This window comes from Nocardioides sp. Leaf307, from assembly GCF_001423135.1.
GTDB classification, from domain to species: domain Bacteria; phylum Actinomycetota; class Actinomycetes; order Propionibacteriales; family Nocardioidaceae; genus Nocardioides; species Nocardioides kribbensis.
In genome coordinates this window covers 1327392-1348344 of the sequence record NZ_LMNY01000001.1, presented here as the reverse complement: position 1 = coordinate 1348344, position 20953 = coordinate 1327392, and the positions used below count along the sequence as shown (strand labels likewise).

Here is a 20953-nt window from a genome sequence, read left to right as displayed (position 1 = left end):
CCCCCGCACAGGCCGTGGCGAGGGGGGCCCGGAGCGACGGAGGCTCGCCCCATGACGACCGCTCACGACGCTCCCCCGAGCCCTGGAGCACCGGCCGACCCAGCCGGCCCCCCAGCCGGCCCCCCGGCCAGCCGCCGCGCCCGCGCCGCCATCATGGTGGGCTGCACGGTGCTCACCACGGTGCTCGCCGCGGTGGGCACGCTGCTGGTGGTGCAGTCGCACCTGGCCGGGCAGGTCGACCGCGTCGACGGCGTCTTCACCGGCCTCGAGGACCGACCCCCGCGCCCGAGCAGCGGCCCGGCGGCCGACTCGATGAACATCCTGGTCATGGGCACCGACCGGCGCGCCGACGGCCTCACCACCGGCACCGAGGCCGACCTCGAGGGCTGGATCCCGGGCGCGGGTCGCTCCGACGTCATGATGCTGGTCCACGTCGACGGCGACCGCGCCGGCGCCTCGGTGGTCGCCTTCCCCCGCGACTCCTGGGTCGACGTGCCGGGCTGGGGCTCGCACAAGATCAACGCCGCCTACTCCTACGGCGGCCCGCGCCTGGCCGTCCACACCGTCGAGGAGCTCACCGGCCTGCGCGTCGACCACGTCGCCATCACCGACTGGACCGGCTACGGCTCGATCATCGACGCCGTCGGCGGGGTCACCGTCACCGTGCCCCGCACCGTCACCGACACCCGGCACGACGTGGTCTGGGCCCAGGGGCGGCAGACCCTCGACGGGCGCCAGGCGCTGCTCTACGTGCGCCAGCGCTACGGCCTGCCCGGCGGCGACCTCGACCGCATCCGCCGTGAGCTGGCGGTGGCGCGCAACCTCGCCCGCGGGGCGCTGCGCGAGCTCGGCGGGCCCGCTCCCTGGGACGTCTACGACCTGCTCGACACCGTCACCCGCAACGTCACCGTCGACAGCGGCTGGGAGGTCTCCGACATGCGGGCCCTCCTCACCGAGCTGCGCGGCATGACCAGCGACGACATCACCTACCTCTCGGCCCCGGTGTCGGGGCTGGGCCGCGAGGGCGCGGAGAGCGTCGTCTACCTCGACCGCGCCCGGGCCGACACCCTGTGGGAGGCCCTGCGCACCGACACCGTCGAGGCCTGGGCGGCCCGGCACCCCGAGCTCACCACGGTCGGGCCCGTTCTCTGAGGCACCGTGCGAGGCACCGGCCGATCCTCCAGATCGGTGATCCAGAGCAAAATCCGGAGACCTGTCCCACGCGTTTGTCCAGGGTCATGGGTCCCACGCGGCCCTGATTACCCCACTTTGCTGATGGATCGGCCGCGGGGGCTGCCGATGCTCTAGGGGCACGGACCGACCCGGTGGTCCGCGCCCGGCACCCCCGCCGGCGTCCCACGGCCCCCCGCACTCCCCCCGGAGGCACCCTCCTCCCCCTCGCAGGTCCCGCGGTGGTCGTGGTCCCCACCCACGCCCAGGAGCTCCCCCATGCCCCCCAGCACCCCCCCGGCACGACCGCGCGCCCGCACGCGCCGCGCCCTCGTCGGCGTCCTCACCCTCCTGACCGCCGTCGTGGCCTCGCTGCTCGTCGGCGCCTCGTCCTCCCCCGGCTGGTCGGCCGACCTGTCGGGTCGGCTCACCAGCCAGAACCCGTCGCGCTCCTACGACGTCGACACACCGGCCGGCACGCTCGCGGCCCGCGTGGACTTCGAGCTGCGCCGCGACTCCGGCCGCCTGGCCCGGCGAGCGGCCCGCGTCACCCCGCCGACGCTGACGGTCTCGCTGCGCCGACCCGACGGCTCGGTGGTGATGAGCGACTCCGGCACGAGCCCGGTGCGGATCTCCGGCCGGGTCGCCGCGGGCTCCTACCGCCTGGTCGTGCGCACGTCGTACCCCCTCAAGGACCGCTACCTGGCCTACACCGCCGACCTGACGGTGCCCACGGCCTCCGCGACGCCCACCCCGACGCCGACCGCCACCGCGACGCCCACCCCGACACCCACCCCGACACCCACCCCGACCGCCACGGCCACCCCCACGCCGACCCCGACCCCGACGCCGGTCACCACCGACCTCGCGCAGGAGTCCTGCGGCACCTGGGTGCTCTACCAGGTCTCCTCGGTCACCGACCTCGAGCGGCTGCGCCCGCGCATCGAGGCCGCCCTGGCCCTGCCCGGCGTCGTCGGCTTCTCGGTGCGCTTCCCGTGGGACGCCGTCGACCTGACCGGCACCCAGACCACCCACCCCGTGCTCGACCTCGCCGACGAGATCGCGCGCAGCGCCGGCAAGGCCCTCTCGATCCGCTTCATGGCCGGCGCCCACACCCCGGCGCGGGTCTTCGACGCCGGTGCCGCGAGCTACCTGGTCGACGGTGCCCGCGTGCCGCTGCCCTGGGACTCCACGACCGGCACCAACGACGTCTTCCTGCGTGAGTACGCCGCCTACGCCCGCAAGCTCGCCGCCTGGTCGCGCGCCCACGACGTCCACCTGCTGCACCTGTCCTGGTACGGCCTGGACTGGGCCGAGCTCAACCACGGCGCCGAGGTCCGCGCCGCCGCCGGCTACACGCAGACCGCCTGGCTCCAGGGCCACCGCGAGCTGATCGACGTGGCCGCCTCCCTCGCCTCGGCCGACCTGGCCGTGGAGCTCCCGCTCTCGGGCTACGGACCCCTCTCGGGCGGGCAGTCGGCCGCGCTCGCCGACCACGTCGTCAGCCTGGTCGGCGCCGACAGCGACCGGTTCTTCGTGCAGGCCAACGGCTGGGACGAGACCCGCGAGTGGGGCTCGCCCGACATGACCGTGGAGGGCCAGTTCGACAGGATCTGGTCCAAGCCGGTCGAGCGCGGCCTGCAGATGATCCAGCCCGACGGCTACGACTGGGCGCCGGTCTTCGACCGGCTGCGCACCACCGGCGCCACCTACGGCGAGGTCTACCTGCCCAGCTTCTGGCAGGTGCCCGGGCCGACCCCGGCCTACGACAACAACACCGAGGCCCGGATCGCGCAGCTGGAGAAGGAGATCGCCGCCTTCGGCGCCACCTGCTCCTGACCGGGCCGGCTCAGGTCGGCGCCGCCCGGCTCCCCACCGGGGAGAGGGGCCGGCGGCGCTGCACCTCGGCGGCGACCAGCTGGTGCACGGCCCTCAGGCTGGCGGCGTAGCCCGGTGTCGCGTGCTCGGGCACCGGGTGGGCCAGCAGGCGGGCCAGGTCACGGCCCGGCAGCTCACGCAGCGCGGCGGCCACCTCCAGCGGCGAGGTGGCCGGGTGCAGCGCCCAGGCCAGGGAGCCGCGGGCCCGCAGCGACGCCGCACGCCGACGACGTCGGCGGTGCACCAGCTCGGTGAGGGTCATCGCTGCTCCTGGGGGCGTGGTCGGGGGGCCGACGGGGGCCCCTCGGGCCGGACCGGGGAGATCTCGAGGCTCGTTGGCGTCGCAGCGGCTGACGCCGACCCCCGTCGACGAGGTCCATCCCAGCCCAGCCGTCACACCCCCGACAGGGTCCAAGGTCCCTGCTTCCCGCGCCCGGCCGCTCGCCGGCCGCGACGGCGCGGGACCGGGGACGGGGGTCTCCGGTCCCGCGCGCGGCGGACCTTCGCCCCTGGGCACGACCCTCGCCGCGACGGTGGACTGGCGCACGTCCCCGCACGTCCCCGCACGCCGCCGCAGGCCAGGAGCCCCCATGGACCACCCCAGCGACCCCGCCGCCCACCTCGCCCCCGAGCCCACCCTGCGCGACCTGACCACCCGTGAGTGCTGGGAGCACCTGGCCCGCCAGCCCGTCGGTCGCCTCGCCTGCGTGCTCGGCGGCAGGGCCGTGCTGCTGCCCCTCAACCACCGGGTGCACGACCACGCGGTGTGGTTCCGCACGGCCTCCTGGAGCCGGCTCGGCGTGCACCTGCCCGGCCTCGAGGTCGTCTTCGAGGTCGACGACGCCGACCCGCGCACCCGCAGCGGCTGGAGCGTGGTCGCCCGCGGCACCACCGAGCACGTGCTCACCGGCGTGCCCGGCTCCCCCGGGGCCGAGGACCACGGCGATCCCGCGCCGTGGCCCGGCGGCCCGCGCACCATGCTCTTCCGGCTCGTGCCCACCGAGCTGACCGGGCGGCTGCTGCGACCCGCGGCCGTCGTGGCGCCGGTCGGCGTACGTCCCGGGTCGGTGCAGCGCGACCCCGGTCACGTCGCCGTCGCACCGCGCTGAGCCGGGCCCGGCCCGGTTGGTCGGGGCGCCTACCGTCGGTGGGATGGACACCACCACCGACCTCCCCACCGCCGACCCCGCCGACGGGCCCGCCGGACACGACGCGGGCACCGCGCTCGTCGTCGGCGCCACCGGCATCGCCGGCTCCGCGCTCAGCCGGCTACTGGTCGACCAGGGCTGGCGGGTCCTCGGGCTCTCCCGGCGCTCGGCCAGCGACGTGCCCGGCGTCGAGCCCGTGCAGGCCGACCTGACCGACGCCGCGGCCCTGGCCGCCGCGCTCGAGGGGCACCGCCCCACCCACGTCTTCCTCACCGCCTGGGCGCGCCAGGACACCGAGGCCGAGAACATCCGCGTCAACGCCGCCATGGTGCGCGACGTGCTCGCCGCCGTGCGGCCCGCCGGCTCCGTGCGCCACGTCGCGCTGCTGACCGGCCTCAAGCACTACCTCGGCCCCTTCGAGGCCTACGGCCAGGGCGAGGTGCCCGACACGCCCTTCCACGAGGACGAGGAGCGCCTGCCCTACCCCAACTTCTACTACGCCCAGGAGGACGAGCTCTTCGCCGCCGCCGGGCGTGACGGCTTCACCTGGAGCGTGCACCGCGCCCACACCGTCATCGGCTACGCACTGGGCAACGCCATGAACATGGGCCAGACCCTCGCCGCCCAGGCCGCGGTGTGCCGCGAGCTGGGGCGGCCCTTCGTCTTCCCGGGCTCGCAGGCCCAGTGGGACGGCCTGACCGACATGACCGACGCCGGCCTGCTGGCCGAGCAGATGCACTGGGCCGCCACCACCCCGGCCGCCGCCGACACCGCCTTCAACACCGCCAACGGCGACGTCTTCCGCTGGCGCTGGCTGTGGCCCCGCCTCGCCGCCCGCCTGGGCGTCGAGCCCGAGGGGTACGCCGACCGGCCCCGGCCGCTCGAGCAGCAGATGGCCGACGCGGGTCCGGTGTGGACGGCGCTGGCCGAGCGCGAGGGCCTCGCCGAGCCCGACCTCGACCGGGTGGCGTCGTGGTGGCACACCGACGGCGACCTGGGCCGCGACATGGAGTGCCTCACCGACCTGGCCCGCAGCCGCGCCGCGGGCTTCACCGGCTACCGCTCCACGCTCCAGGCCTTCCTCGACCTCTTCGACCGGCTCGAGGCCGACCGGGTCGTGCCGCGGGTCGGGTGACCCGCGGCACGCCCGGCCGCGGCGCGCGGGTCAGCTGGTGGGCACCATCCAGCCCAGCACCGGGGTGGACTGCAGCCCGACGATGACGCAGACCAGCAGGAGCAGCCCGAGGCTCCAGCCGATCACCTTGCGGAAGATGTCGCCCTCGCGCCCGGCCATGCCCACCGCGGCGGCGGCGATGGCGAGGTTCTGCGGGCTGACCATCTTGCCGAGCACGCCGCCGGAGGTGTTGGCGGCGGCCATGAGCAGCGGGTCGAGACCGGCCTCGCGGGCGGTCTGCACCTGCAGCGCGCCGAAGAGCGCGTTGGCGGAGGTGTCGGAGCCGGTGACGGCCACGCCGATCCAGCCGAGGATCGGCGAGAGCAGCACGAAGGCCCCACCGGCGCCGGCCAGCCAGGCGCCCAGCGAGGTGGTCTGGCCCGAGAGGTTCATGACGTAGGCCAGGCCCAGCACGGCCATGACGGTGACGATGGCCGAGCGCAGCTCGACGTAGGTCTTGACGTAGGTGCGGGCGGCCTCGCCCGGCGAGACCTTGAGGATCGCGGCGGTGATGACACCGGCGAGGATCATCAGCGTGCCCGCGGCCGGGAGCCAGTTGAGCTTGAACAGCGTGGCCACCGGGTCGCCGGCGGGGTTGGTGATGTCGAGGCCGGGCCAGGCGAAGGAGTAGGTGAAGGGCTCCTCAGCGAGCGCGTCGACGACGGCGGGGATGCTGACGATCGAGAAGATCGCGATGATCACGAGGTAGGGCGCGTAGGCCTTGGCCACGTCGGCGCCGCTGTCGCGGGGCGCCTCCCCGGCGCGCGATCCCGGCGAGGTGCCGCCGGGGCCGCTGGTCGCGCCCCCTCCGGCGGGGGCGCCGCGGCCGGTGGAGGCGGTGACGGTGGTCGAGAGGCCGTTCGGTCCCCGGCGGGTCGAGGTCGCACGGGCGTCCTCGACCTCGTCGTCCTCGGCGGCGGCCTGCTCGGCGGTCAGCACGTCGGCGGGCGTCCAGACCCGCAGCAGCAGCACGACGGCGGCGGCGCCGACGAGGGCGGCGACGATGTCGGCCAGCGGCACCGAGATGTAGTTGGCGGCCACGAACTGCGCGACGGCGAAGGCGCCGCCGCAGACCAGCGCGGGCAGCCAGGTGGCCTTGAGCCCGCGGCGGCCGTCGACGACCAGCACCAGGATGAGCGGCACGATGACGGCGAGGATCGGGGTCTGGCGGCCCACCATGCCGCCGAGGCCGTCGACGGTCAGGCGGGGGTCGTCGCTGACCGCGGAGGTGACCGAGGCGAGCGTGACGATGGGGGTGGCCAGGGCGCCGAAGGCGACCGGGGCGGTGTTGGCGATGAGCGCGACGGCGGCGGCCTTGATCGGGCGGAAGCCGAGCGCCATCAGCATCACCACGGTGATCGCCACGGGGGTGCCGAAGCCGGCGAGGGCCTCGAGCAGCGCGCCGAAGCAGAAGGCGATGATGATGGCCTGGATGCGCTGGTCGGGGCTGACCTTCTCGAAGGAGCGCCGCAGCACGTCGAAGTGGCCCGAGGCGACGGTGAGGTTGTAGACCCAGATCGCGTTGATGACGATCCACAGGATCGGGAAGAACCCGAACGCCGCCCCGTCGAAGGCCGCGAGCGCGGCCTGGCCGACGGGCATGCCGAAGAGGGCGACGCCGATGACCAGGGCGACGCCGAGGGAGATCAGGCCGGCCAGCCACGCCTGGAGGCGCAGCCCGCCCAGGAGCACGAAGAGCGTGAGCAGCGGCAGCGCCGCGCACAGGGCGCTGAGGGCGAGCGAGTCGCCGACGGGTTGGAGGTCTTGCTGGAACATGCGGGCTCCCGAGGGTGCGGCAGTGGGGGACGGATCCGGGGACGGAGCCCAGGACGGGGTGGTGCGGAGGGTCAGCGGTGGGACGGAGGGGTCAGCGGGCGGCCGGGGTCGGGGCGAAGACGCCGGCGCCGGCGCCCTGGATCGAGGCGTCGAGCACCTCGATGGTGTGGGCCATGCCCATCGGGTGCCCGGAGCGCTCGATGGCCGAGGTGACCTGCATGAGGCAGCCGGGGTTGGCGGTCACCAGCACCTGGGCGCCGGTGGCGACGATGTTGGCGGCCTTGCGGTCGCCGAGCTCGCGGGCCGGCTCGGGGTTGATGATGTTGTAGATGCCCGCCGAGCCGCAGCACAGCTCGGCCTCCGCGATCTCCTTCAGCTCCAGGCCGGGGATGGCCTCGAGCAGGCGCCGCGGCTGCGCGCGCACGCCCTGGGCGTGGGAGAGGTGGCAGGCGTCGTGGTAGGCCACGCTCATCTCCAGCGGGTGGCGGGGGGCGACCGGCCCGAGCTCGTCGAGGATCTCGGAGACGTCGCGCACCTTGTCGGCGAAGGAGCGGGCGCGCTCGGCGTAGGCCGGGTCGTCGGCCAGCAGCGCGGCGTACTCCTTCATCGTCGAGCCGCAGCCGGCGGCGTTGACCACGACGTAGTCGACCCGGGCGACGTCGAAGGCGTCGACGAGGCGGCGGGCGTAGTCCTGCGCCTCCTCCTCGCGTCCGTTGTGGGCCGACAGGGCGCCGCAGCACCCCTGGGCCTGGGGCACCACGACGTCCATGCCCTCGGCGCGCAGCACGCGGGCCGTGGCGGAGTTGACGCCGGGGAAGAAGGCGCCCTGCACGCAGCCCGTCAGCAGGCCGACCACGGCGCGGCGCTGGCCGATCGCGTCGATGTAGGGCGGCAGCGGCTCGGGACGGCCCAGCCGCGGGGCGAGGCTCTCCATGGCGGCCAGCTGGGGCGACATCCGCTCCAGCAGGCCGGTGCGGCGCAGGGCGCGGTCGAGGCCGGTGGCCTGCATCGCGCGCAGCGGCCCGCGCATCAGCCGCAGCCGCTTGGGGTGCGGGAAGAGGGCGAAGATCAGCCCGCGCAGGGCCTTCTCCCCCGCGCTGCGCTCGTGGTGGCGCTCGACCTGGTTGCGGGTCTGCTCGATGAGGGTGTCGTACTGCACGCCCGAGGGACACGCGGTCACGCAGGCCATGCAGCCCAGGCAGGCGTCCCAGTGCTCGACCATGGAGTCGGTCATCGGCTCGCCCTCGAGGCCCTGCTTCATGAGGTAGATCCGCCCGCGGGGGCTGTCCATCTCCTCGCCCCACAGCGCGTAGGTGGGGCACGTCGGCAGGCAGAAGCCGCAGTGCACGCAGTCGCCGATGAGGGCGGAGTCGGGCGGGTTGTGGTCGTCGAAGGCGCCGCCGGGGACGGGCATGCCGAGGTCGACGATGCCGCCCATCTCCCCCAGGGTCTCGCCCTGCCGCGGGCGGGGGTCGCCCCCGGCGCGGGTGTCGTTGCTGGACGTGTCGGTCATCAGATGCCTCCCACGAAGCGGCCCGGCGCGAGCCGGTGGTCAGGGTCGAGCTGGTCCTTCACGCGGCGCATGAGGTCGAGCGCCGGCACCGGTCCCCACACGTCGAGACCGGCCTTGAGGTGGGCCGGGGCGTCGACGACGACGGTGCTGCCGCCGCGGGCGGTGGTGGCACGGCGCAGGCCCTCGACGGCGGCGCGCGCCTCGTCGGGGGCGGTGGCGGGCGGCAGCGCGGCGTAGACCACGCCCGCGCCGGCCGAGCCGCGCACGTGGGCCCCGGCGCGCTCGGCCGCGCCGAGCACGTCGGCGAGGCCGGAGAGCGCGAAGGTGCACTTGAGGGCCACGGAGCGCTCGTCGCCGCGCGCCGCGGTGTCCCAGGGGTACGCCGCGCCCGCGGCCGGGGCGTCGGTCGACTCCGAGGCCGCGGCGCCGAGCAGGCCGCGCACGGTGGCCGCCCGGGCGGCGACGCCGTCCTCGCGGCCCTCGAGCAGCACGCTCACGACGCCTCCGCTGCCCTGCGCGTCGCGGGGCCACTCGACCTCGATCGCGCCGGGCACGGCCTGGGCGTGGAGCACGGCCTGCGTCAGGCGCTGCGCCTCGGCGGGAGTGGCGGCGGGGACGCTGACCCACCGGTGGGCGGCGGGGCGGGGGTGGAGCCGGAAGGTCGCGTCGACGACGACCGCGAGGGTGCCCAGGGAGCCGATGAGGAGCTTGCCGAGGTCGTAGCCCGCGACGTTCTTCACCACGCGCCCGCCGGCCTTGGCCACGACGCCGTCGGCGCGCACCACGGTGACGCCGATGAGCAGGTCGCGGGCGCTGCCGACGGCGACGCGTCCGGGGCCGCTGGTGTTGGTGGCCAGCAGCCCGCCGATGCTGGTGCCGGGCACGGTCTCGTCGAGGGCCAGGCGCTGGTCGGCGGAGCCGGCCACCTCCTGCACGGCGCTGAGCCGGGCCCCGGCCTGGGCGGCGACGATGAGGTCGCCGGCCTGGTGGTCGAGCACGGCGTCGAGGCCCGCGAGGTCGAGCAGCACGTCGGCGCGGGTGGGTGGTGCCCCCCAGGTGAGCTTGGTGCCGCGGCCCCGCGGCACGACGACGAGGTCGTGGGCGGTGGCCGCGCGCATCACCTCGGCGACCTGCGCGACGTCGGTGGGTCGGGCCACGAGGCCGGGGCGCACGCCGTCGACGTCGTCGTGCCCGTCGTGCCCGTCCGGGTCGGCCACCTCGGCGCAGGCCGAGGCCAGGGCCTCGCGGGCCGGGGTGTCGAGGGTGGGGGCGCTCATCAGAACACCTCCGCGAGGCCGGCGTCCTGCAGCGGGTGGGCGCCCTTGTGGCGTCCGGGCACCTCGCCGCACAGCCGCGGGGTCGGGAAGACCTTGCCGGGGTTGGAGATGTTCTGCGGGTCGAAGGCGCAGCGCACCATCTGCATGGTGTCGAGGTCCTCGTCGGTGTACATCCGCGGCATGTACTTGGCCTTGTCCATGCCCACGCCGTGCTCGCCGGTGATCGAGCCACCGTGCTGGATGCAGAGGTCGAGGATCGCGCCGCTGACCTCCTCGGCGGCCTCGCCGGCGCCCTCGACGGCGTCGTCGAAGAGCACGAGGGGGTGGAGGTTGCCGTCGCCGGCGTGGAAGACGTTGGCCACGCGCACGCCCGAGGAGGCCGAGAGCTCGGCGATCGCGCTGAGCACCTCCGGCAGGGCGGTGCGCGGGATGACGCCGTCCTGGACGATGTAGTCGGGGCTGATGCGGCCCACGGCCGCGAAGGCGGACTTGCGGCCCTTCCAGATCAGGGCGCGGTCGGTGGGGTCGGTGGCCAGGCGCTGCTCGAAGGCGCCGTTCTCGGCGCAGAAGCGCTCGACCTCGGCGTACTCCGCCTCGACCTCGCCCGAGGCGCCGTCGAGCTCGATGACGAGCACGGCGCCGGCGCCCTCGGGGTAGCCGCAGTGGGTGGCGGCCTCGGCGGCCTCGATGGCCAGCGCGTCCATCATCTCGATCGCGGCGGGCACGATGCCCGCGGAGATGATGGCCGAGGTGGCGGCGCCCGCCTGGTCGGTGGTCGCGAAGCCGACCAGGATCGTGCGCACCTCCTCGGGCAGCCGGGTCAGCCGCACCGTGGTGGAGGTGACCACACCGAGGGTGCCCTCGGAGCCGACGACGGCGCCGAGCAGGTCGTAGCCGGGCGTGTCGGGAGCGTCGCCGCCCAGCGCCACGACGTCGCCGTCGGAGGTGACGAAGTCGGCGCCGACGACGTGGTTGGTGGTGAAGCCGTACTTCAGGCAGTGCGCGCCGCCGGAGTTCTCCGCGACGTTGCCGCCGATGGAGCAGATCTGCTGGCTGGAGGGGTCGGGGGCGTAGTAGTACCCGTGGGGGGTGGCGGCGCGGGTGACGTCGAGGTTGATGACGCCGGGGTCGACCACGGCGCGCTGGTCCTCGGGGCGCATCTGGGTGATGGAGCGCATCCGGGAGGTCACGACGAGGACGCCCTCGGCGTGCGGCAGCGCGCCGCCGGACAGGCCGGTGCCGGAGCCGCGGGCCACGTAGGGCACCCGGTGCTCGGCGCAGGCACGGACGACGGCGGCCAGCTGGGCGGTGTCCTCGGGCATGACCACGAGCGCCGGGGTGACGCGGTAGTGCGCCAGTCCGTCGCACTCGTAGGTGCGCAGCCGGGCGTGGTCGCTGATCACCCCGTCGGCGGGCAGCAGCCGGCGCGCCACCTCGGCGACGGCCTCGATCCCCGCCGCCGTGGCCGCGGTGGGCCCGGGCTCCTTGGTCGTGGTCATCGTTCGTCCTCCGTGCTCGTGTGCCTGCTGGGGGGTGGCTGCTGGGGGTGCCTGCCGGGGGGTGCCTGCTGGGAGGTGGCGGGGCGCGCCGGGGTGCCGGTGCGCCCGGGACCTCAGTCGGGCTGGGCGGTGAGGCCCGCACCCTCGATGCCGGCGACCGCGGCGGCCTCGTCGTTGTCGGAGGTGTCGCCGGTGACCCCGACGGCGCCGAGGAGCGCGCCGTCGGCGTCGCGCACCAGCACCCCGCCGGGCACGGGCACCAGCGCCCCGCCGACCGCGGAGGTGACCGCGGCGACGAAGTAGGCCTGCTGCTCGGCGCGCGCCATGATCGAGCGCGAGCCCATGCCCAGGGCCAGGGCGCCGTGGGCCTTGCCGAAACCGATCTCGAAGCGGCCCATCGAGGAGCCGTCCTCGCGCTCGACGGCGACCACGTGGCCGCCGGCGTCGAGCACGACGACGGTCATCGGCTTGAAGCCGGCCTCGGCGGCGTGCGCGCGGGTGCCGGCGACGATGCGGCGGGCGGTGTCCAGGTCCAGGCTCATCGGGTGCTCTCCTGCGTCGTGGGGGTGGCGGCCTGCGCCTTCCGGGCGGCGCGGCGGCGGTGGAGGATCGGCTCGGTGTAGCCGCTGGGCTGGGCCAGGCCCTCGGTGACCAGCTCGCGGGCGGCGAGGAACGCCTCGCCGTCGAAGTCGGGCGCCATGGGCGTGTAGGTCGGGTCGGAGGCGTTCTGTTCGTCGACCACGGCGGCCATGCGGCGCAGGGTCTCGTCGACCTGCTCGGCGCCGACCACCCCGTGGTGCAGCCAGTTGGCGACGTGCTGGGCGGAGATCCGGCAGGTGGCACGGTCCTCCATCAGGGCCTCGCCGGTGATGTCGGGCACCTTGGAGCAGCCGACGCCGGCGTCGACCCAGCGCACGACGTAGCCCAGCAGGCTCTGGATGTTGTTGTCGATCTCGGCCTGGCGGTCCTCCGCGCTCCAGCCGGCGGGGTCGCCGAGGGGCACGGTGAGCAGGTCCGCGCGGCTGGAGCGGCGGCCGCCGGCGCGCAGCTCCTCCTGGCGGGCGCGCACGTCGACCTGGTGGTAGTGCAGGGCGTGGAGCGTGGCGGCGGTCGGCGAGGGCACCCAGGCGCAGCTCGCGCCGGCCTGCGGGTGAGAGACCTTGGCCTCGAGCATCGCCGCCAGGCTGTCGGGGGCGGCCCACATGCCCTTGCCGATCTGGCCGTGGCCGAGCAGGCCGCACTCCAGCCCGACGTCGACGTTGTTGTCCTCGTAGGCCGTGATCCAGGTCTCGCCCTTCATGTCGTTCTTGCGCACGACGGGCCCGGCGAGCATCGAGGTGTGGATCTCGTCGCCGGTGCGGTCCAGGAAGCCGGTGTTGATGAAGACCACGCGCTCGCGGGCGACCTCGATGCAGGCCTTGAGGTTGAGGGTGGTGCGCCGCTCCTCGTCCATGATGCCGACCTTGATGGTCAGCGGCTCGAGGCCGAGCACGCGCTCGACGCGCTCGAAGAGGTCGACGGTCAGGCGCACCTCGTCGGGGCCGTGCATCTTCGGCTTCACGACGTACATCGAGCCGGTGCGGGAGTTGGCCAGCTGAGACCGCCCACGCAGGTCGCGCATGCTGCCGACCGCGCAGACCAGGGCGTCGAGGATGCCCTCGGGCACCTCGCGGCCCTCGCGGTCGAGCACGGCGTCGGAGGTCATCAGGTGTCCGACCTGGCGGATGAAGAGCAGCGAGCGGCCCGGAAGCACGACCTCGCCGCCGTCGGGTCCGGTGTAGGTGCGGTCGGGGTTCATGGCGCGGGTGAAGGTGCGCCCGCCCTTGGTGACCTCCTCGGCCAGGGTGCCGTCCATCAGCCGCATCCAGTTGCGGTAGCCGACGACCTTGTCCTCGGCGTCGACCGCGGCCACGGAGTCCTCGAGGTCCATGATCGTGGAGACCGCCGACTCCAGCAGCAGGTCCTTGACCCCGGCCCGGTCGGTCGCGCCGACGGCGTCCTCGGCGTCGACCTGGACCTCGACGTGGAGCCCGTGGTGCACCAGCAGCACGGCCTCGGGTGCCGAGGCCTCGCCGCGGTGGCCGACCAGCTGGGCCGGCTCGGCCAGGCGGAGCACCTCGCCGCCGCCGCCGACGGTGACGGCCAGCCCGTCGCCGTCCACCGCGTAGGAGGTGGCGTCGACGTGCGACCCGCCGCTGAGGGGGAAGTGCGCGTCGAGCAGGGCGCGACCGCGGGCGATGACCTCGTCGCCGCGCACGGTGTTGTACTCCCCGCCCGGCGCGAGGTCGCCCTCGCGGGGGACGGCGTCGCTGCCGTAGAGGGCGTCGTAGAGGGAGCCCCAGCGGGCGTTGACGGCGTTGGTGGCGAAGCGGGCGTTGAGCAGCGGCACGACCAGCTGGGGGCCGGCGGTGAGCGCGACCTCGTCGTCGACGCCGGAGGTGGTCACCTCGACCGTCTCGGGCTCGGGCAGCAGGTAGCCGATCTCGGTGAGGAAGGCGGTGTAGGCCTCGGCGTCGGGGGTGCCGGGGTGGTCGCGGTGCCACTGGTCGACCTGCGCCTGCAGCTCTTCGCGGCGCGCGAGGAGCTCGCGGGTGCGGGGGGCCAGCTCGTGGACGACCTCGCCGGCGCCCTTCCAGAACGCGTCGGGGTCGACCCCGGCCGCCGGCAGCGCCTCCTCGGTGAGGAACCGGTGGAGGCTCTCGGCGACGCTGAGGCCGCCGACCTCGACCCGTCCGCCCCGGTGACCTGTCTGCCCGCTGGTCTCGTCCGCCATGCCGCTCCCTCGTCGTCCGTCTCGCCGGAGTGCCCGATAAGAGCACTCTTGTCAGTTTTTCCGCATTGTGGAACGCTTGGTTCTCATCACGAAACTAGGCAGTGCGCCTGTGTGATGTCAACCACCCGGAGGGAGACCGTCGTGGCGACACCGGAGGACCGCGAGCGGCAGGACCAGCAGACCGGCAAGCAGGGCGGGGTGCAGTCGGTGCACCGGGCCCTGGATCTCCTCGAGGTCGTGGCGGGCCGCGGCGGGCACCTGACCATCGGTGAGATCGCCGCCGCGACCGACCTGCCCGTGCCCACGACGCACCGCCTGCTGCGCACCCTGGTCGACCGCGGCTACATGCGCCAGATGCCCAACCGTCGCTACGCGCTCGGCTTCCGGCTCGTGCCGCTCGGCGCCACCGCCGGCTCCACCGTCGGCGTCGACACCGAGGGCGTGCTCTCCGGGCTCGTCGACGCCCTCGGCGAGACCGCCAACCTCGCCGTGCTCTCCGGCTCCCGCGCGCAGTACGTCGCGCAGGTGCCCTCGCGCCACACCATGCGGATGTTCACCGAGGTCGGTCGCCAGGTCGACCTGCACTCCACCGGGGTCGGCAAGGCCCTGCTGGCCCAGCTCGACGACGACCGGGCGCTGGAGCACGTGCGACGCGTGGGCCTGGCCCCGCAGACCGAGCACACCCTGGCCACCGAGGCCGACCTGCTCGCCGACCTCGCCCTGGTGCGCGAGCGCGGCTACGCCCTCGACGAGCAGGAGCAGGAGGCCGGGGTGCGCTGCGTCGCCGTCGCGGTCGGCCCCGGACCCACCTCGTGGATGGCGGTGTCGGTGTCGGGGCCGGTCACCCGCATGACCGACGACCTCGTCGCCCGCGCCGTGCCGCTGCTCCACGCCGCCGGGCGCCGCCTGCACTCCCCCGCCACCTGACCCACCACCTGATCCAGGAGACCCCCGTGTCCCTCCCCCCGCTCCCCGCCCTCGTGGTCCTCGACGTCAACGAGACGCTGTCCGACCTCTCCCCGCTCGGCGCGGCGTTCGCCGCCGCCGGGCTGCAGGAGCACGAGGCCGAGCCGTGGTTCGCGGGTCTGCTGCGCGACGCCTTCGCCCTCACCGCCGTCGGGGCGCACCCGTCGTTCGGCGAGCTGGCCCGCGAGTCGCTGCTGGTGCGCGCCCACGGCCGGGTCGCCGACCCCGACGCGACGGCCGAGCAGGTGCTGGAGGCGGTGCGCGGACTCCCGCCGCACCCCGACGTGGCCGACGGGATCCGCGCCCTCACCGATCTCGGCACCCGGGTCGTCACCCTGAGCAACGGCCCCGCCGCCACCGCCGAGGCCCTGCTCGGGCGCGCCGGTGTGGCCCACCTGGTCGAGCGCACGCTGTCGGTCGACGACGCCCCCGCCTGGAAGCCCGACCGCCGCGCCTACGGGCACGCCCCCGACGCCTGCGGTGTCGGCGACGCCGGCGAGGCCCTGCTCGCGGCGGTCCACCCGTGGGACGTCGACGGCGCCCGGCGCGCGGGCCTGCGCACGGCGTGGGTCGACCGGCGCGGCTCACGCTACCCGGCGTACGCCGCTCCCGCCGACCTCACCGTCACCTCGCTGGTGGACCTGGCCGACCACCTGCGGGCGCGCTGAGGCCTCACGGCTCGACGCTCCCCGCGGGGTGCACGACGTCGCCGTCGGGTGAGGACACGGTGACGGCGGCGAGGTCGTCGGTCGGGGCGAGGAACACGTAGAGGACTCCCGGCCACGTCGCCGCCCGCACCGGGTCGACCGTCGTGGTCGCGCCCGCGCGGTCTCGCCACGTCACGCCGGTCACCGCACCCTGGCCGTCGTAGACCACGACCAGGCGCTGCGCCGAGGCCCGCCCGACCACGTCGTCGGGGTCGCTGAGCTGCGAGGTGCGGTCGAGCGGGGTGGGGTCGTCGGGGCGCAGCCGTGAGCGGGTGATCGTGTCGCCCCTGCTGCCCGCGACCAGGCAGACGCTCCGGCCGCAGGGCACGGCCCACACCGTGTGCCGCTTCACCAGCCCCACGGTGTCGTAGCTGGCACGGTCGACCACCCTCACCGCCCCCTCCCCCACGTCGGCCGCGCTGAGCAGGCCGGGCGGGTCGGGCAGACCGGGGGTGAGCAGCTGCGAGCCGTCGCCCACGTCGACGCACCGCTCCACGGAGACCGGCCGGAAGCCTGAGCCCGAGGCACGGAAGGTCACCACGCTGGCCAGGGCGCCGCCGGCGTCGCCGAGGCGGAGCAGGGTGATGCCGTCCGGACCCTCGGCCACCTCCCACCGGGGCGCCGCGGTCGCCTCGCCGGCGGGACGGAGGTCGTCGGTGAGCTCGGGCAGGAAGGAGTCGTCGGCGCTGCCGGGTCCCAGGTCGACGCTCTCCTGCGCGGGGCAGGCGAAGCCCTCGGCCACACCCCCGCGCCCGGCGGGGCGCTCGCCGGGGTCGACACCCCGGTCGGCGTCGCCGGGCAGCACGGGCAGGCCGGCCAGCAGCGCCGCACCCAGCGCCCCGGCCAGCCCGACGCCCGACAGTCCGGCCACCCAGGTCACCCAGGTCACCCGGGTCCGCGCAGCCCGGCGCGGCGTGCGCCGGGCACGCTCGCGTCGGGTCAGCTCGTCCCTGACGGCTGCGTGGAGGGCGGCGACGTCGACGTCGCGGGCCTCGGCGGCGCGCTCGAGCGCGCCGCGCACCCGGTCCTCGGTGCTCATCGGCGGCCTCCGTCGTGGTCCGCGTGGGTGGCTGCGCCGTCGTGCGGGTCGGCCCGCAGGTGGGCCTCGACCGCCGCGAGGGCGCGGGAGACGTGCGACTTCGCCGTCCCGAGCCGCGTGCCCATGGTCTCGGCGACCTCGACCAGCGGCAGGTCGAGCCAGAAGCGCAGCACCAGGGCCTCGCGCTGGCGGTGCGGGAGGGCGGCGATCGCGCGGACGACCTCGTCGCGCTCGGCGACGCCGAGGGGGTCGGCGGCGACCTCACGCGTGGCGACGAGGTGCCGGTCGCGACGGACGACCTGGCGGTGCCGGTGGCGGTCGCGCACCTCGTTGACGACGGCACGCTTGAGGTAGGCGCGCAGCCCGTCGTCGTCGTGGAGCCGGGCGCGGGAGGCGTAGACGCGGCAGAAGGCCTCCTGCACGACGTCCTCCGGGTCCTCGGCGCCCAGCAGGGCCGCGAGACGCACCAGGCGGCGGGCCTCGGCGTGGAAGAGCAGGGCGAAGCCGGCCCCGTCCACGGGCTCCACGGCATCCACGGGGTCCACGGGCCTCCCCGCCTCGTCGGTCGCTGTCCTCACGACCTTCCTACGCCCCGACCCCCGGAAAGGTTGAGAGGCGCGGCGGTCCTACTCCCCCGGCGCCGGCGCGCCGGCGCCGAGGGTCACCAGCACCGTGCTGCTGCCGGCGTCCTCGACGGTGGTCACGACGGCATCGACCACGGCGGCGGCCGCGACGCCCTCGGGCAGCTCGAGCGGGCTCGGGTTCGGTCCGAGGTCGGCGGTGCACAGCTGCCCCTTCGGCACCGTGGCGTCGACGTCGACCTCCAGGGTGTCGGAGTCGAGCGCGCGCACGGCGGTGACCTCGGCCGGGCAGCCGCTGCTGCCGTAGGTCGTGAGCACCAGGGCGTCGCCGTCGAGGGTCAGCTCAGGGTCGAGCTCACCGGCCGGGGGCGCGTCGACCTCGACCTGCTCGGGGACCTGCTCGGGGACCTGCTCGGGCACCTCGCCCGGCCCCGGCGACGCGCCGGAGGTCGCCGACGGGGCCGGCGCCGGGTCGGTGGCCTGCTCGCTCCCGCCGTCGCCGCACCCGGCCAGCAGGCCGGCGGCGGCGAGGGCGGCCAGGGCCGCGATCGGACGGGGGACGGTGGCGCGCGTGCGGGTCATCGCTCTCCTCGAGTAGGGCGGCGTGGTCGCCAGCCTCTCCGACGCGGCCGCTCCCGGGTCGGTTCCCACGCCGCCCCGGCCCCGCCGGGGCCCGTCTCCCCGTCGTCTCAGCGCCAGCCGAGCGCGGGGGCGACCTCGGTGAGCAGCGTGTCGAGCACGTGGGCGCAGTAGTCCACGCCGAGCTGGTTGGGGATCGTGAGCAGCAGTGTGTCGGCGGTCGCGACCGCCTCGTCGCGGGCCAGCTCCTCGACCAGCCGGTCGGGCTCCCCGGCGTAGGTCTTGCCGAAGCGCGCCTTGCCGCCGTCGAGGAAGCCGACCTGGTCGCCGCCGGAGCCCTGGCCGCCGAAGTAGGCGCGATCGAGGTCGGAGACGATCGGGAAGATGCTGCGGCTCACCGAGACGCGCGGGGTGCGGTCGTGGCCCGCGTCGGCCCACGCCTTGCGGAAGCGCTCGATCTGCTCGGCCTGGAGCTCGTGGAAGGGCACGCCGGTGTCCTCGCTGAGCAGGGTCGAGCTCATCAGGTTCATGCCCTGCTGGGCGGTCCACTCGGCGGTCTGGCGCGTGCCCGCGCCCCACCAGATGCGCTCGCGCAGCCCCTCGGAGTGGGGCTCGAGGCGCAGCAGCCCGGGCGGGTTGGGGAACATCGGTCGCGGGTTGGGCTCGGCGAAGCCCTCCCCCTCGAGCACCTGGAGCAGCACGGCGGTGTGCTCACGCGCGAGGTCGGCGTGGTCCTGGCCCTCGCGGGGCTGGTAGCCGAAGTAGCGGTAGCCGTCGACGACCTGCTCCGGTGAGCCGCGGCTCACCCCGAGCTGGAGCCTGCCGCCGGAGATGAGGTCGGCGGAGCCGGCGTCCTCGGCCATGTAGAGCGGATTCTCGTAGCGCATGTCGATGACGCCGGTGCCGATCTCGATGCGGCTGGTGCGCGCACCCACGGCCGCCAGCAGCGGGAAGGGCGAGGCCAGCTGGCGCGCGAAGTGGTGCACCCGGAAGTAGGCGCCGTCGGCGCCGAGCTCCTCGGCGGCCACGGCGAGGTCGATGGACTGCAGCAGCACGTCGGAGGCCGACCGCGTCTGCGACTGCGGCGAGGGCGTCCAGTGACCGAAGGACAGGAACCCGATCTTCTTCATGCAACTTTCAACGACACGGAGGGTTGCGCTGTTCCCGACCGACACGCGGACCACCTCCCCTTAAGTCGAGTCATCTGGTCTACTTTGGGTCGCCCACCCGCCCGAGGAGTCGTCGTGCCCCCAGTCCAGCGCCCGGCCGAGCCGACCAGCGCCGTGCCGACCAGCGCCGTGCCGAGCAGCGCCGTGCCGCCGGCCGTCGACGTGCACCAGCACCTGTGGCCCGAGCCCCTCCTCGACCGGCTCCGTGCCCGCTCCCGCCCGCCCTACCTGCGCGGCTGGACCCTCCACACCGCCGCCGAGGCGCCGTACGACGTGCGCGCCGCGGACCACGACGTGGCGAGCCGCGTCGCGGCCGACCGGGCCGCGGGCACCGGCCTGGCCTGCGTGTCGCTCTCCGCGCCGCTGGGCGTCGAGTCGCTGCCCCGGCCCGAGGCCGACGAGCTGCTCGCCGCGTGGCACGACGGGGCGGCCGCCCTGCCGGGCCACTTCGCCGCGTGGGCCTCGGTCGCCGACGTCGACCCCGACCTCGAGGACCTCGCCGCCCGACTGGCTCCCCGTGCGGGTGGGTCCGGTGGCGGGTTCGTCGGGGTGCAGCTGCCGGCGACCTCGCTGGGCACCCCGCAGGGCTGGGACCGTCTCGACGGCGTGCTCGCGGTGGCCGCGGCCGCCGACCGGCCGCTGTTCGTGCACCCCGGCCCGGTCGCGGCCTCCCCCGCCGACGCGCCGGGCTGGTGGGCCCCGGTGGTCGACTACACCGCCCAGCTGCACGCCGCGTGGTGGGCCTGGCACGCCGCCGCCGTGCGTGCCCGGCACCCCGGCCTGCGCGTGGTGCTCGTGGCCGCCGCGGGCCTCGCGCCGCTGCACCACGAGCGACACGCCGCCCGCGGCGGCGACCCCGCCCCGGTCGACCCCGACCTCTTCGTCGACACCTCCTCCTACGGCCCGCGTGCGCTCGACGCCGTGGTGCGCGCGCTGGGCGTCGACACGCTGGTGCTCGGCTCCGACCGGCCCTACGCCGAGCCGCTGGCCCACCTGCTCGGCGACGCGGCCACCCACGCCGTACGCGTCGTCAACCCGCGGCGCATGCTCGGCCCGCGAGGTCCCGCCCCGGCCGCCGGTGCCGCCCCCGATCCCGACCCCCGCCACCACCGACCCCAGGAGGGCCCGTCATGACCGCACTGCCGACCGACCGGCCGCTGCCCGCCCAGGACGCCGCCGCGATCCCCGACGTCGTGCGCGACCCGCTCGCGCTGACCGACCTCCCCGGGCGTGACCTGACGCCCGACGAGCTGGCCCGCCTGGCCGCGGGGATCGCCGCCGACCCCGCCTCGTGGGCCCACCTGGTGGGCTTCGACGACGACGAGCGGGTCTTCGCCTCCCTGCACCGCGACGCCCACGTCGACGTGTGGCTGCTGTGCTGGACCCCCGACAACGACACCGGCTGGCACGACCACGACACCTCCTCCGGCGCGGTCGCGGTGGTCAGCGGCGAGCTGGTCGAGAACAACCTCACCCTCGCCGCCGGCGCCCTGGGGACCCGCGTCGGCGCCGGGCGGGTCTTCTCCTTCGGCCCCGACCACATCCACCGGCTCAACGGCGCCGAGCGCGGCTCGGTCTCGGTGCACGCCTACAGCCCGCCGCTGTGGCGCATGGGGCAGTACGCCGTGAGCGACGCCGGCGTCCTGCGCCGGGTCTCGCTGTCCTACGCCGAGGAGCTGCGCCCCCTGGAGTGAGACCGGAGTC

Annotated in this window: 19 protein-coding genes; 8 read left to right on the top strand and 11 right to left on the bottom strand. The window is 75.4% G+C overall.

Annotated elements, in window-relative coordinates:
• The first annotated feature begins 51 nt into the window (after nucleotides 1-51).
• A complete protein-coding gene (locus ASF50_RS06175) occupies nucleotides 52-1152 on the top strand; it encodes an LCP family protein (RefSeq protein ID WP_082500213.1) in 1101 nt (366 codons plus the stop codon).
• A 297-nt stretch (nucleotides 1153-1449) separates the two neighbouring features.
• On the top strand, nucleotides 1450-3009 hold the full coding sequence (locus ASF50_RS18855) for a hypothetical protein (protein WP_056903794.1): 1560 nt from the start codon (nucleotides 1450-1452) through the stop codon (nucleotides 3007-3009).
• A gap of 10 nt (nucleotides 3010-3019) precedes the next feature.
• Here ASF50_RS18855 and ASF50_RS06160 read toward each other — a convergent pair whose 3' ends face one another.
• Nucleotides 3020-3310 carry a hypothetical protein gene (locus tag ASF50_RS06160; RefSeq protein ID WP_056903793.1) on the bottom strand — a complete coding sequence of 97 codons (291 nt, stop codon included), beginning with the start codon at nucleotides 3308-3310 and terminating at the stop codon, nucleotides 3020-3022.
• A gap of 328 nt (nucleotides 3311-3638) precedes the next feature.
• Between ASF50_RS06160 and ASF50_RS06155 the strand changes: the two genes are divergently transcribed.
• Both ASF50_RS06155 and ASF50_RS06150 read left to right on the top strand, forming a co-directional pair.
• A complete protein-coding gene (locus tag ASF50_RS06155; protein ID WP_056903792.1) occupies nucleotides 3639-4157 on the top strand; it encodes a pyridoxamine 5'-phosphate oxidase family protein in 519 nt (172 codons plus the stop codon).
• A 43-nt stretch (nucleotides 4158-4200) separates the two neighbouring features.
• Nucleotides 4201-5331, top strand: coding sequence for an SDR family oxidoreductase (locus ASF50_RS06150; RefSeq protein ID WP_056903791.1), 1131 nt, complete (start codon nucleotides 4201-4203; stop codon nucleotides 5329-5331).
• Between the two features lie 30 nt (nucleotides 5332-5361).
• On the opposite strand, the gene ASF50_RS06145 is transcribed toward ASF50_RS06150, so the two are convergent.
• The 6 genes from ASF50_RS06145 to ASF50_RS06120 form a co-directional block, all read right to left on the bottom strand.
• Entirely contained in the window at nucleotides 5362-7146 is a 1785-nt protein-coding gene (locus ASF50_RS06145; RefSeq protein ID WP_056864045.1) for an L-lactate permease, read from the bottom strand.
• Between the two features lie 91 nt (nucleotides 7147-7237).
• A complete protein-coding gene (gene glcF / locus ASF50_RS06140; protein ID WP_235557567.1) occupies nucleotides 7238-8659 on the bottom strand; it encodes a glycolate oxidase subunit GlcF in 1422 nt (473 codons plus the stop codon).
• Nucleotides 8659-9936 (bottom strand): FAD-binding oxidoreductase, encoded by a 1278-nt coding sequence (locus tag ASF50_RS06135; RefSeq protein ID WP_056903790.1) that lies wholly within the window; start codon nucleotides 9934-9936, stop codon nucleotides 8659-8661. The genes glcF and ASF50_RS06135 overlap by 1 nt, the downstream gene beginning before the upstream one ends.
• Complete coding sequence (locus ASF50_RS06130) at nucleotides 9936-11435, bottom strand: FAD-linked oxidase C-terminal domain-containing protein (RefSeq protein WP_056903789.1); 1500 nt, start codon at nucleotides 11433-11435, stop codon at nucleotides 9936-9938. The genes ASF50_RS06135 and ASF50_RS06130 overlap by 1 nt, the downstream gene beginning before the upstream one ends.
• A 113-nt stretch (nucleotides 11436-11548) precedes the next feature.
• Complete coding sequence (locus ASF50_RS06125) at nucleotides 11549-11977, bottom strand: GlcG/HbpS family heme-binding protein (RefSeq protein WP_056864042.1); 429 nt, start codon at nucleotides 11975-11977, stop codon at nucleotides 11549-11551.
• A complete protein-coding gene (locus ASF50_RS06120; RefSeq protein WP_056903788.1) occupies nucleotides 11974-14208 on the bottom strand; it encodes a malate synthase G in 2235 nt (744 codons plus the stop codon). The genes ASF50_RS06125 and ASF50_RS06120 overlap by 4 nt, the downstream gene beginning before the upstream one ends.
• 141 nt (nucleotides 14209-14349) lie before the next feature.
• Here ASF50_RS06120 and ASF50_RS06115 point away from each other — a divergent pair, with 141 nt between their 5' ends.
• Together ASF50_RS06115 and ASF50_RS06110 are read left to right on the top strand one after the other, a co-directional pair.
• A complete protein-coding gene (locus ASF50_RS06115) occupies nucleotides 14350-15135 on the top strand; it encodes an IclR family transcriptional regulator (protein WP_228942538.1) in 786 nt (261 codons plus the stop codon).
• Nucleotides 15136-15161: 26 nt separating this feature from the next.
• A complete protein-coding gene (locus ASF50_RS06110) occupies nucleotides 15162-15842 on the top strand; it encodes a haloacid dehalogenase type II (RefSeq protein WP_056903787.1) in 681 nt (226 codons plus the stop codon).
• 4 nt (nucleotides 15843-15846) lie between these two features.
• Here ASF50_RS06110 and ASF50_RS06105 read toward each other — a convergent pair whose 3' ends face one another.
• From ASF50_RS06105 to ASF50_RS06090, 4 genes are all read right to left on the bottom strand, one after another.
• Nucleotides 15847-16920: a hypothetical protein gene (locus tag ASF50_RS06105; protein ID WP_056903786.1), complete on the bottom strand. Its 1074-nt coding sequence runs from the start codon at nucleotides 16918-16920 to the stop codon at nucleotides 15847-15849.
• Nucleotides 16917-17465 (bottom strand): RNA polymerase sigma factor, encoded by a 549-nt coding sequence (locus tag ASF50_RS06100; protein WP_056903785.1) that lies wholly within the window; start codon nucleotides 17463-17465, stop codon nucleotides 16917-16919. Before ASF50_RS06100 ends, ASF50_RS06105 begins: the two co-directional genes overlap by 4 nt.
• An 81-nt stretch (nucleotides 17466-17546) precedes the next feature.
• Nucleotides 17547-18083, bottom strand: coding sequence for a hypothetical protein (locus ASF50_RS06095; protein ID WP_056903784.1), 537 nt, complete (start codon nucleotides 18081-18083; stop codon nucleotides 17547-17549).
• Between the two features lie 107 nt (nucleotides 18084-18190).
• Complete coding sequence (locus tag ASF50_RS06090; RefSeq protein WP_056903783.1) at nucleotides 18191-19210, bottom strand: LLM class flavin-dependent oxidoreductase; 1020 nt, start codon at nucleotides 19208-19210, stop codon at nucleotides 18191-18193.
• A gap of 114 nt (nucleotides 19211-19324) precedes the next feature.
• Here ASF50_RS06090 and ASF50_RS06085 point away from each other — a divergent pair, with 114 nt between their 5' ends.
• Together ASF50_RS06085 and ASF50_RS06080 are read left to right on the top strand one after the other, a co-directional pair.
• On the top strand, nucleotides 19325-20383 hold the full coding sequence (locus tag ASF50_RS06085; RefSeq protein ID WP_200920039.1) for an amidohydrolase family protein: 1059 nt from the start codon (nucleotides 19325-19327) through the stop codon (nucleotides 20381-20383).
• Complete coding sequence (locus ASF50_RS06080) at nucleotides 20380-20943, top strand: cysteine dioxygenase (protein ID WP_056903782.1); 564 nt, start codon at nucleotides 20380-20382, stop codon at nucleotides 20941-20943. The genes ASF50_RS06085 and ASF50_RS06080 overlap by 4 nt, the downstream gene beginning before the upstream one ends.
• Nucleotides 20944-20953 lie beyond the last annotated feature (10 nt).

Coding starts and splice junctions, on each gene's coding strand:
- ASF50_RS06175 (WP_082500213.1), top strand. CDS start 52: ATGACGACCGCTCACGACGCTCCCCCGAGCCCTGGAGCACCGGCCGAC.
- ASF50_RS18855 (WP_056903794.1), top strand. CDS start 1,450: ATGCCCCCCAGCACCCCCCCGGCACGACCGCGCGCCCGCACGCGCCGC.
- ASF50_RS06160 (WP_056903793.1), bottom strand. CDS start 3,310: ATGACCCTCACCGAGCTGGTGCACCGCCGACGTCGTCGGCGTGCGGCG.
- ASF50_RS06155 (WP_056903792.1), top strand. CDS start 3,639: ATGGACCACCCCAGCGACCCCGCCGCCCACCTCGCCCCCGAGCCCACC.
- ASF50_RS06150 (WP_056903791.1), top strand. CDS start 4,201: ATGGACACCACCACCGACCTCCCCACCGCCGACCCCGCCGACGGGCCC.
- ASF50_RS06145 (WP_056864045.1), bottom strand. CDS start 7,146: ATGTTCCAGCAAGACCTCCAACCCGTCGGCGACTCGCTCGCCCTCAGC.
- glcF (WP_235557567.1), bottom strand. CDS start 8,659: ATGACCGACACGTCCAGCAACGACACCCGCGCCGGGGGCGACCCCCGC.
- ASF50_RS06135 (WP_056903790.1), bottom strand. CDS start 9,936: ATGAGCGCCCCCACCCTCGACACCCCGGCCCGCGAGGCCCTGGCCTCG.
- ASF50_RS06130 (WP_056903789.1), bottom strand. CDS start 11,435: ATGACCACGACCAAGGAGCCCGGGCCCACCGCGGCCACGGCGGCGGGG.
- ASF50_RS06125 (WP_056864042.1), bottom strand. CDS start 11,977: ATGAGCCTGGACCTGGACACCGCCCGCCGCATCGTCGCCGGCACCCGC.
- ASF50_RS06120 (WP_056903788.1), bottom strand. CDS start 14,208: ATGGCGGACGAGACCAGCGGGCAGACAGGTCACCGGGGCGGACGGGTC.
- ASF50_RS06105 (WP_056903786.1), bottom strand. CDS start 16,920: ATGAGCACCGAGGACCGGGTGCGCGGCGCGCTCGAGCGCGCCGCCGAG.
- ASF50_RS06095 (WP_056903784.1), bottom strand. CDS start 18,083: ATGACCCGCACGCGCGCCACCGTCCCCCGTCCGATCGCGGCCCTGGCC.
- ASF50_RS06090 (WP_056903783.1), bottom strand. CDS start 19,210: ATGAAGAAGATCGGGTTCCTGTCCTTCGGTCACTGGACGCCCTCGCCG.
- ASF50_RS06080 (WP_056903782.1), top strand. CDS start 20,380: ATGACCGCACTGCCGACCGACCGGCCGCTGCCCGCCCAGGACGCCGCC.